The organism is Asanoa sp. NPDC050611 (assembly GCF_040654855.1).
In the GTDB taxonomy this organism is placed as follows: Bacteria; Actinomycetota; Actinomycetes; order Mycobacteriales; family Micromonosporaceae; genus Asanoa.
Window position 1 is genome coordinate 23,079 of record NZ_JBFAIU010000049.1, and the last position, 9,623, is coordinate 32,701.

The 9,623-nt window shown below is 71.5% G+C and carries 7 protein-coding genes; 3 read left to right on the top strand and 4 right to left on the bottom strand.

Features of this window, described 5'->3' with window-relative positions; translation table 11 throughout:
* Together AB0H87_RS10705 and AB0H87_RS10710 are read right to left on the bottom strand one after the other, a co-directional pair.
* Positions 1-585, bottom strand: a complete 585-nt coding sequence (locus AB0H87_RS10705) for a DUF1707 domain-containing protein (protein WP_360142567.1) — start codon at positions 583-585, stop codon at positions 1-3.
* Positions 586-600: 15 nt separating this feature from the next.
* Complete coding sequence (locus AB0H87_RS10710; protein ID WP_360142569.1) at positions 601-1,953, bottom strand: aminotransferase class I/II-fold pyridoxal phosphate-dependent enzyme; 1,353 nt, start codon at positions 1,951-1,953, stop codon at positions 601-603.
* Between the two features lie 163 nt (positions 1,954-2,116).
* Between AB0H87_RS10710 and AB0H87_RS10715 the strand changes: the two genes are divergently transcribed.
* Both AB0H87_RS10715 and AB0H87_RS10720 read left to right on the top strand, forming a co-directional pair.
* Positions 2,117-4,819 carry a M14 family zinc carboxypeptidase gene (locus AB0H87_RS10715; protein ID WP_360142571.1) on the top strand — a complete coding sequence of 901 codons (2,703 nt, stop codon included), beginning with the start codon at positions 2,117-2,119 and terminating at the stop codon, positions 4,817-4,819.
* A gap of 9 nt (positions 4,820-4,828) precedes the next feature.
* The gene (locus AB0H87_RS10720; RefSeq protein WP_360142573.1) at positions 4,829-7,426 is read left to right on the top strand and encodes a M14 family zinc carboxypeptidase; all 2,598 of its coding nucleotides are present in this window, start codon (positions 4,829-4,831) and stop codon (positions 7,424-7,426) included.
* Positions 7,427-7,480: 54 nt separating this feature from the next.
* Here the strand turns inward: AB0H87_RS10720 and AB0H87_RS10725 are convergent, their stop codons facing one another.
* Positions 7,481-8,095, bottom strand: a complete 615-nt coding sequence (locus AB0H87_RS10725) for a Type 1 glutamine amidotransferase-like domain-containing protein (RefSeq protein WP_360142575.1) — start codon at positions 8,093-8,095, stop codon at positions 7,481-7,483.
* A 20-nt stretch (positions 8,096-8,115) separates the two neighbouring features.
* Complete coding sequence (locus AB0H87_RS10730; RefSeq protein WP_360142577.1) at positions 8,116-8,580, bottom strand: hypothetical protein; 465 nt, start codon at positions 8,578-8,580, stop codon at positions 8,116-8,118.
* Positions 8,581-8,643: 63 nt separating this feature from the next.
* On the opposite strand from AB0H87_RS10730, the gene AB0H87_RS10735 reads away from it, so the two are divergent.
* Positions 8,644-9,623 (top strand): WYL domain-containing protein (locus AB0H87_RS10735; protein ID WP_360142579.1); only part of this gene is annotated, 980 nt, incomplete at its 3' end.

Genomic DNA, 9,623 nt, shown 5'->3' on the forward strand with positions numbered 1-9,623 from the left:
TCAGCGGCGGCGTGGCGGCCGGACGGTGACGGACCCGAAGACGACCTTGACGCGGACGTCCAGCACCGGGCCGCCGGGCCGCGGCGCGCCGTGCAGCTTCGACTCCTTGCTGCCGAAGACGGCGGGCCCGGTCAGGCGGACCTCGACGCCCTCGGGCACGAAGATGGTGGCCGAGCCGAAGACCACGTTCACCTCGAGCGTCGTCAAGGGTGACTGCAGTTGGGCCTCCTGCAGCTCCAGGTGGCAGTCGCCGAACACCGACCAGGTCTGCAACCGCGCCGGCACCAGCCAGTGGCCCTTGCGGGACTCGTTGCCGAACACGGCGACCATCCGCACCGGGGCCTGGTCCGGCGCCGCCGTGGGCCTGGGCAGCGGGGCGGCGGACGGCAGCACGGCCGGCAGGTCGTCGGTCAGCCTGGCGAGCTCGCCGCGGGTCTGTGCCGCGTGCGCGTCGGCGGCCCGGTCGGCGTACTCGTCCAGCGTCAGCCGGCCTTCGGCGGCGGCCCGGCCGAGCAGGTCGACGACCTGCTCCCGTTCGCGGTCGGACACGCGTACCCGGTCGGCTTCGTCCCGCGGTTCATCCACGACCGGTGAGCCTATCTAGCGATGGTGCGCTTTCTCCAGAGCGCGGGCGATCCGGGCGTGCTCGTCGTGCCGCAGGGTGGTGGCGATCCGGACGTGTGACCGGCCGCTTTCATCCACAGTGAACGGTGCGCCCGAGGCGATGCCGATGCCGTCGGCGGCGAGCGCGCTGATCGCGGTGGCCGCGTCGCTGACGGGCACCCAGGCCGACAGCCCGGCCACGCCGGTGGGCCGCAGGCCGTGCTCGCGCAGCGCCTGGACGAGCTGCAGCCGGCGCTGGCGGTAGGTGGCCCGCGCCTGGCCGATCATGGCCCGGGTCTCCGGATCGACCAGCATCTGGGCGAGGGCGCGCTGCGTGAGCACGGAAGGCCAGCCGCCGCTGGCCTTCTGCCGGGCCCGCACGCGCGTGACGACCCGCCGGATCCCGGCCAGCGCGCCGACCCGCAGGTGCGGGCCGTGCGACTTGTTCCAGCTGCGGACGAGCAGGGTCCGCTCCGGCAGGAACTCACCGAGCGACACGTCGGGGGTCGGCGCGAGCTCGTGCGCGCTGTCCTGCTCGAGGATCACGATGTCGTGGTCGGCGAGCATCGGCGCCAGCGCCGCGGCCCGGCGGCGGGACAGCGCGTGCCCGTACGGGCTCGCCATCCGGGTCTGCAGGAGCAGCATGCCGGGCCGGGTCGCCAGCGCCGCGGCGAGCGCGTCCGGCAGCGGCCCCTCGTCGTCGCAGCGCACCGGCACCGCCGTGGCCCGGTGGTCCTCGACGATGTCGAGCAGCGAGGCGGCGGCGACCTCCTCGACGAGCACGCGGTCGTGCGGGTGCAGGACCACGCCGGCGACCCGGTGCACGGCGTCGTGCGCGCCGTTGGTGACCGTGAAGTCCTCGGCCTCGAACGGCCAGGTCGCGTCCAGCACCGCGGCCAGGCCGGCGTCCACCGTGTCGTCCGGGTAGGTCCGCCAGTGGGTGCCCTCGACCGCCGCGGCCATCGGGCCGGCCAGGTCGGGCAGCAGGGCGGGGTCGGGGAAGGCGGTGGCCAGGTCGAGCCGGACCGACGGCGGCGCCAGGCTGGCGAACCGCCGGCCGGCCAGTGTTCCGGGACCGCGTACGAAACTGCCGTGTCGCCGGTCGCTGTGGATCAGGCCACGCGCCTGGAGCTGGGCCCAGGCCGAGGCGACCGTCGTCGGACCGACGTGCAGCGCCGCGGCCAGCGCGCGCACGGTCGGCAGCGGCAGGCCCTGCGCGAGCGAGCCGGCGTGGATGAGGTCGCCGAGCCGATCCGCGATCCCGCGGGCCGACCGGTCCGTGAACATCGGTGCCAGTGCGCTCGCGCGCAGCCGGGCTGGCGCCACCCCGGTCTTTCGCGGCTTCGACACCTCGATGATCGTCGCTGTCTCAACCGCTTCTGCTGAAGGCCTGAGCAGTTATGTTGAGCCATTCTTGAGCTTTCGGCGCCCCCGAAAGAACGCGAACAAACGCGAACAGCGCAGCCACTGTGGCGCCGGACGGGCGCGGCTACGGTTCGGTCACCGTCGATCTATGACGACCGATGTCGAGTCGGAAGGTTCGCCGATGCCCAAGACCCGTCCATCAATCCTGTACGGCGCGTGCGTGGCCCTGCTGGCGCTGGTCGCCGCCACCGCGTCCGCACCCACCGCCACCGCCGGCCCGGGCCTGGTCCCGTCGGCCGCGGCCGCCCGGGCCGCCATACCCACCCCCGAACAGCACTTCGGATTCAAGATGGGCGCCGAGGGGAAGCTCGCCGCCTATTCCGATGTGCTGCGTTACCTGAAACTGATCGCCGACCGGTCCGACCGCGTCGACTACAAGGCCGTCGGGCCGACGACGATGGGCAACGAGTACGGGACCGTCCTCATCAGCTCGCCCGCCAACCTGCGCCGGCTCGACCGGCTGGTCGAGATCAACCAGAAGCTCGCCGACCCGCGCCGCACCAGCCCCGAGGAGGCCCGCCGGCTGGCCGCCGAGGGTGTGCCGTTCTACCACCTCGAGGCGACGATCCACTCCAGCGAGGTGGGCAACGGACAGGCGATCAACGACATCGTCCACCGTCTCGCCACCGAGGACTCGGACTTCACCCGGAAGGTCCTCAACAACTCGGTCGTGGTGCTGGTGCCGTCGCAGAACCCCGACGGCCAGAAGCTGATCATCGACCACTTCAACCGGACGGCCGGCACGTCGCTGGCCCGCCAGTACCCGGACCTCTACCACAAGTACACCGGCCACGACGACAACCGTGACTGGACGATGTTCACCCAGGTCGAGGCGCAGTACCGGCTCGGGCTGATCAAGAAGTACCGCCCGGCGATGGTGCACATCATGCACCAGAAGGGCAACTCGGGCAGCCGCATCTTCGTGCCGCCGTACGGCGGTATCACCAGCGAGAACGTGCCGGCGAACATGAGCTCCTCGGTGGCCGCGATCGGCCAGCACGCCGCCCGTGCGCTCGCCGCCGCCGGCAAGACGGGCGTCGGCAGCGGCGAGTACCACATCTTCTGGACCCTGGAGCAGCCCGGCGGGTACTTCCCGTTCACCGGCGCGGGGATCTACCTCACGGAGATCGCCTCGGTCACGGACTACGCGTACCCGCAGGTCTCCCGCGACGGGCGTCCGCTCGGGCCGCAGCAGGCCCGGATGAACCTGATCGAGCCGTACCGCTCGAACACGTGGACGCTCGCCGACATCGTCGACTACGCGAAGATCGCGACGTACGCGGGCATGGAGTACACCGCCGACAACGGCGACAAGCTCCTCTACGACAACCTGTTCGCGGTGCCGCAGGAGTACCTGACGAAGGGCGTGCCGTCCGGCACGTACGCGTTCGTCGTCGACGCGAAGCAGCGCGACCCGTACGCCACCTACGAACTGCTCCAGCGTCTGGAGTGGACGGACGTCGAGATCGAGCGGGCGCGTTCGGCGTTCACGGCCGACGGCAAGCGCTACGAGGCCGGGTCGCACGTGATCCGGATGAAGCAGCCGCGGGGCAACTGGGCGCACCAGGTGCTCGGCACGGACAGGTACCCCGAGGTCCGGGACTGCGGCGAGTGCCCGGTGCTGCTGCCCTACGCCGAGGCCACGACGAGCCTGCCGCTGCAGCTCGGCGTCTCCGTCGCCGAGGTCATGACGCCGTTCGAGGCCCAGCTCGAGCGGGTCCCGTCGGTCGAGCCGGCGCCCGTCTCCATGCCGCGCGCACCCGGCGGGAAGGGCGCCTACCTGGTCCGGCCCGAGTCCTACGGCACGGCCCAGATCGTGTCGGCGTTGCAGGACGCGAACATCCCGACCTTCCGCGCCGCGGCCGCCTTCGCCGGCTATCCCGCGGGCACCTACATCGTGCCGGCCACCGGTGCGGCCCGGCAGGTGCTGGCGACCGCCTCCGCCAAGACCGGCGTGCCGGTCACCGCGGTGGACCGCGCGCCACGGGTCGACGGCGTCCAGCTCAAGCCCAGGACCCGGGTCGGCCTGCTGCGCGGCGTCGGGAACATGCCCGGCGGCTGGGACATGTGGCAGTTCGACCAGTACGGCGTCAACTACGACGTGGTCTCCGCGCAGGACTTCCAGCGGACGTCGCTGAGCGAGCTGTACGACACGATCGTCGTCTCGTCCGGAGTGTCGCAGGAGGACATCGTCGAGGGTCTCGACCCGGCCCGGTACGACGAGCGCTACTCGTGGGCGTACGGCGTCGGCGAAGCGGGTTGGGCCAAGCTGGCGCAGTTCGTCCGCGACGGCGGCACCCTGCTGGCCATCGGCAGCTCGGTGGAGACCGCGCAGCAGCTGCTCGACCTGCCGATCAGGCCCGGTGTGCCGGACGACGAGGACGAGTTCACCACCGGCGGCAGCCTGCTGCACCAGACGTTCGACACGGACAACCCGGTCGCGTGGGGCATGCCCGACTCGTGGCCGGTCTGGCTCTACAACACGCAGTCCTGGGAGCTGACCGGCAACGCGGGCGAGGTGGTCTCCAGCTACCCGGCCGAGGGTGAGGTGCTGGCCAGCGGCTACCTGCGCGGGGCCGAGCACATCCGGGGCGACGCCAACGTCGTGTCGTTCACGGTCGGCAAGGGCGAGGTCGTGACGTACGGCAGTGAGATCACCTTCCGGACGCTGCCCCGCGCGCAGTTCAACCTGCTCTACAACGCGATCTATCACGGCCCGGCGGCCAAGGTCGACGCCGCCGGGATCCAGGACCTGCGGCCGCGGTTCGGCACCGACGGCACACAGCGATAGGGGGTCACCATGCGCACCCGCACCAGGAGAAGGCTGCTGACCGCTTGCCTTGCCATCGGCCTGATCGCCGGCGGCGGTCTGGTGGCGAACACCGCCACCGCAGCACCGAGGATCACCACACCGGAGCAGTTCTTCGGCTTCAAGCTGGGCGCCGAGGGCCGGCTCGCGAAGTGGGCGGACATGGTCCGCTACTACAAGCTCGTCGCCGACAAGTCCGAGAAGGTGCTCTACCAGGAGCTCGGAAAGACGGCCACCGACAAGCCGTTCCCGATGCTGACCGTCAGCTCGCCGGCCAACCTGGCGAACCTCGACCGGATCAAGCAGATCAACAGGCGGCTGGCCGACCCGCGCGGGCTGACCGAGGCGCAGGCCCGCCGGCTCGCCGACGAAGGCAAGCCGATCTACCTGCTCGAGGCGGCCATCCACTCCACGGAGGTCGGCACCGCGCAGGTGATCCCGAACATCCTGCACCGGCTCGCGGACGAGAAGTCGACCAGTGTGGACGAGATCCTCGACAACATCGTCCTGTTCATCATCCCGGCGCAGAGCCCGGACGGCACCGAGTGGGTCGGCGACTATTTCAACGAGACCGCCGGCACGTCGTACGCCCGCACCTATCCCGACCTGTACCAGAAGTACATCGGGCACGACGACAACCGTGACTGGTTCATGTTCACGCAGCCCGAGACGAAGCTCAGCGTGGCGTGGCAGAACGAGTGGAAGCCGCAGGTCGTGCAGAACCTGCACCAGATGGGCTCCGGCAACGCGCGGATCTTCATCCCGCCGTACCTGTCGCCGAACGACCCGAACATCGACCCCATCACCGTCCAGCAGACCAACGCGCTCGGCATGGAGATGTCCCGCAGCCTCACCGCGGAGGGCAAGAAGGGCGTCACCTGGGGCTCGACGTACGACTACTGGACGCCGTCGCGGCAGTACATGACCTACCACGGCGCGCCGCGGATCCTCGTGGAGGCGGCCAGTGCCCGGGACCTGGCGTACACGTACACCAGCAGCAGCGGTGGGCCGATCGGGCCACAGGAGCCGGACACCAACTTCATCGAGCCGTACGACCAGTCGTCGTGGTCGCTGGCGCAGATCGTGGACTACCTCGACACCACGGTGTTCGCCGGACTGTCCAATGTCGCCAAATACCGGTCGGAGTGGCTGTTCAACTTCTACCGGACGCAGCGCAACGCCGTGAGCCCGGGCTCGGACAAGCCGTTCGGGTACGTGATCCCGGCCGGGCAGCGGGACCCGTTCGCCACGTACGAGATGCTGACCGTCCTGCGCACCGGTGACGTCGAGATCGAGCAGGCGACGGCGCCGTTCACCGCGAACGGCAAGCGCTACGACGCCGGCTCCTACGTGATCCGGTACGCGCAGCCGTACGGCCGGTTCGCCAAGACCCTGCTGGAGGTCCAGCGCTACCCGGACCTCCGGGAGTATCCGGGCGGGCCGCCGCAGAGCCCGTACGACGTGACCGCGCAGACGCTGCCGATGCTGCTGGGCGTCACGGTGAACACCGTCGCCGCGCCGTTCACGGCGTCGACCACCCAGGTGCGCGACGTGCGGCCGGCCGCGCCGCCGTTCCCGGGGCAGCCCGGCAACCGGGGCGCGTACCTGGTGGATCCGGAGTCCTACGGCACGGCGATGTTCATCGCGGCGCTGCAGAAGGCCGGTGCGCACACCCTGCGGGCGACCGCCGCGTTCGACGGCCACGCGCCCGGCACGCTGATCGTCGAGCCGAGCGCCGCGGCCCGGACGGCGCTGCGCGAGGTGTCCCGCAGGACCGGCATCCCGGTGCACGGGGTCAGCCAGGCGCCGCGGGTGGCGGCCGAGCGCCTCAAGGACAACACCCGGGTCGGCCTGTTCCGGGGCGTCAACAACATCCCCGGCGGCTGGATGAAGTGGCTGTTCGAGCAGAACGGGCTGCCCTTCACCGAGGTGGTCGCGGGCGACTTCGCGGGCGACCTGAACGCGAAGTTCGACACGATCGTGCTGCCGGCCGGCATCAGCCGCAACGACATCGTCAACGGCCTCAACCGCGACCGCTATCCGGCGGAGTGGTCCTGGGCGTTCGGGGTCGGCGAGGAGGGTTGGGCCGAACTGCGGTCGTTCGTGACCGACGGCGGGACGCTGATCGCGATCGGCGACTCGGTGGCCACGGCCCGGACGCTGGCGAACCTGCCCATCGCCCCGGCCCTGCCCGGTGACGAGCACGAGTTCTACTCGCCGGGCAGCATCCTGAGCCAGCGCTTCGACACGACCGACCCGGTGGCGTGGGGCATGCGGCCGGACACGCCGGTCTGGTTCGGCGAGGACGACCAGGCCTACAACGTGACCGGCGGCGACGTGGTCTCGTCGTTCCCGGAGTCGGGCGAGCAGCTCCAGAGCGGCTGGCTGATCGGCGGCTCGCACCTCAACGGCAAGGCCAACGTCGTCAAGCACGAGGTGGGCGAGGGCCTGATCGTGACGTTCGGGAGCGAGCCCACGTTCCGCACGTGGTCCCGCGACCCGAGCAAGCTGCTCTTCAACGCGATCTACCACGGCCCGTCGACCACCGTGGCCCCGGCAGCGTCGCCGGCGGCCCTGCTCGGCAACTGACCGGCCTACCTCTGGCGGGGGTCACGTCCACCGGACGTGGCCCCCGCCGCGCGGTCAGACCGGCAGCAGCCGGGTGCGGTCGCCGTCGACCAGCAGGACCTCGCCGTCGCGCAGGGCCCAGTGCGCCCGCCCGGCGGCGGCGTACGCGGCCGACGCCGCGTCGCAGGCGGCCGTCTCCGGATGACCCGGTGACCGCACGTGCGGCACGAACGGCCGGTCGAGCAGGCCGAGCCCGGTCATCAGCGGCCGCTCGACGGCGTGCGGGTCGTCGACGAGTTCCAGGCCGGTCAGGTCGGGGGCCAGGACACAGGCGCCCGCGCTGTAGCCGCCGTACACCACCGTGTCGTCGCGGACCAGGTCCACGAGCACGGCATCGGCTCCGGTGTCCGCCAGCACCCGCCGCAGCACGAACACGTTGCCGCCCCGGACCCACACGATGTCGTAGTCGCCCAGCCGGCGCACCGCACCCGGCTCGGTCAGGTCGACCAGCGTCACGTCAAGGCCCAGCGCACCGAGATCGTCGAAGTCCCGCCGCAGGCCCGCCTTCCGGTCGTCGGCCGGCACGGCGTCGAGCGCGTGCGGCACCAGGGCCGTGTGCCGGCCGTCGGTCATCGCGAGCAGCGCCTCGGTGTGCGCACCGGTCCGGAACGACGAGAGATACAGGCGCACCGCGACAGTATGCCCGCCGGCTAGGTCGTCGGCCGGCTGAAGGTGGCCACCCAGTTGGCCTCCCACGTCTCGCCGCCGTCGGGGGAGAAGGACTGCTGCCAGGTCGGGTGTCGCGGGTCGGTCCTGTTCCACTCGTAGCGGACCCGGATCGGGCGGCCCTCCCAGGTGTCGTCGCACTCGAACCGGCCGATCGGGCCGTCGAACCGCCCGACCACCGGCACGTCGAGCTGGCCGCCGCTCGTCTTCGACGCCCACCAGATGCGCCAGACCTGCTCCGCCGGGTCGTACAGCCGCAGCGTCAGTCCCTCGATGTCGCGCTCCGGGGCGCGCAGCACGTCGAAGACGCCGGTGCCGTCCAGCAGCACCTGGCAGTCGAGGGTGGCGGTGAACTCGTACCACTCGTCCTGGCCCGCCAGCACCTTCGTGCGGCGCCGCTGCGTGCTGGTCCAGTGCCCGGTGAGGAACGCGAAATCGGTGTTGGTCATGGCAGCGACGCTAGGTGCACAGGCCTGACATCCTTTGTCAGTGGTCACAGGCAGACTTGGGGCATGCGCGCCGATCGACTGCTGTCCATCGTCCTCCTGCTGCAGAGCCGCGGTCGGCTCAGCGCGACCGCCCTGGCCACGGAGCTCGACGTCTCCGTGCGCACCGTCTACCGCGACATGGTCGCGCTCGGGACCGCCGGCATCCCGGTGTACGCGGACGCGCACGGCTACCAGCTCGTCGACGGCTTCCGCACCCAGCTCACGGGTCTCACCGCCGACGAGGCCCGCGGGCTCGTGCTGACCGGGCTGCCCGGCGCCGCGTCCGCGCTCGGGCTGGCCTCGGCGGTCGCGGCGGCACAGCTCAAGCTCGACGCGGCGCTCCCGGACGCCCTGCGGGAGCGGGCCGCGCGGATGCGGCAGCGGTTCCACCTCGACGCGCCGGGCTGGTACCAGGACGCCGACGAGGCCGACCACCTCGCCGCGGTCGCCGCCGCCGTGTGGGAGCAGCACGTCATCACCGTGCGCTACGAGACCTGGTCCGACGTCGTCGCGCGCCGGCTGTCGCCCTACGGCCTCGTGCTCAAGGCGGGCACCTGGTATCTGGTGGCCGGGGCCGACGCTTCGGTACGCACGTACAAGGTCAACCAGATCCTCGACCTGACCGTGCTCCCGGAGCGGTTCGAGTGGCCTGCGGGGTTCGACCTGGCCGCGCACTGGCGGGCCCAGGTGGTCTCGTTCCGCGACCGGCTCTATCGAGGGTCGGCGGTCGCGCGGTTCGCACCGGAGGCGTTGCCGCGACTGCCGCACCTGATGGGCCGCGCGGTCGCCGAGGCGGCGGCGGCCGGCGAGGTCCAGCCCGACGGCTGGACGCTGGCCACGGTCCCGATCGAGTCGGAGAGCCACGCCGAGGGCGCGTTCCTGCGCCTCGGCGCGCAGGTGGAGGTGCTGCGGCCGGCGGCGTTGCGGGCGCGGATCAGCGCCACCGTCGCCGGCCTCAACGCGCGCGTGTTGATCGGGTTGGCGGCCGAGAGGCTGGCCGTCGT

Bases quoted from the DNA above. Each gene is read 5' to 3' on its own strand.
- AB0H87_RS10730 (WP_360142577.1), bottom strand. From the start codon at position 8,580: ATGACCAACACCGATTTCGCGTTCCTCACCGGGCACTGGACCAGCACG.
- AB0H87_RS10720 (WP_360142573.1), top strand. From the start codon at position 4,829: ATGCGCACCCGCACCAGGAGAAGGCTGCTGACCGCTTGCCTTGCCATC.
- AB0H87_RS10715 (WP_360142571.1), top strand. From the start codon at position 2,117: ATGACGACCGATGTCGAGTCGGAAGGTTCGCCGATGCCCAAGACCCGT.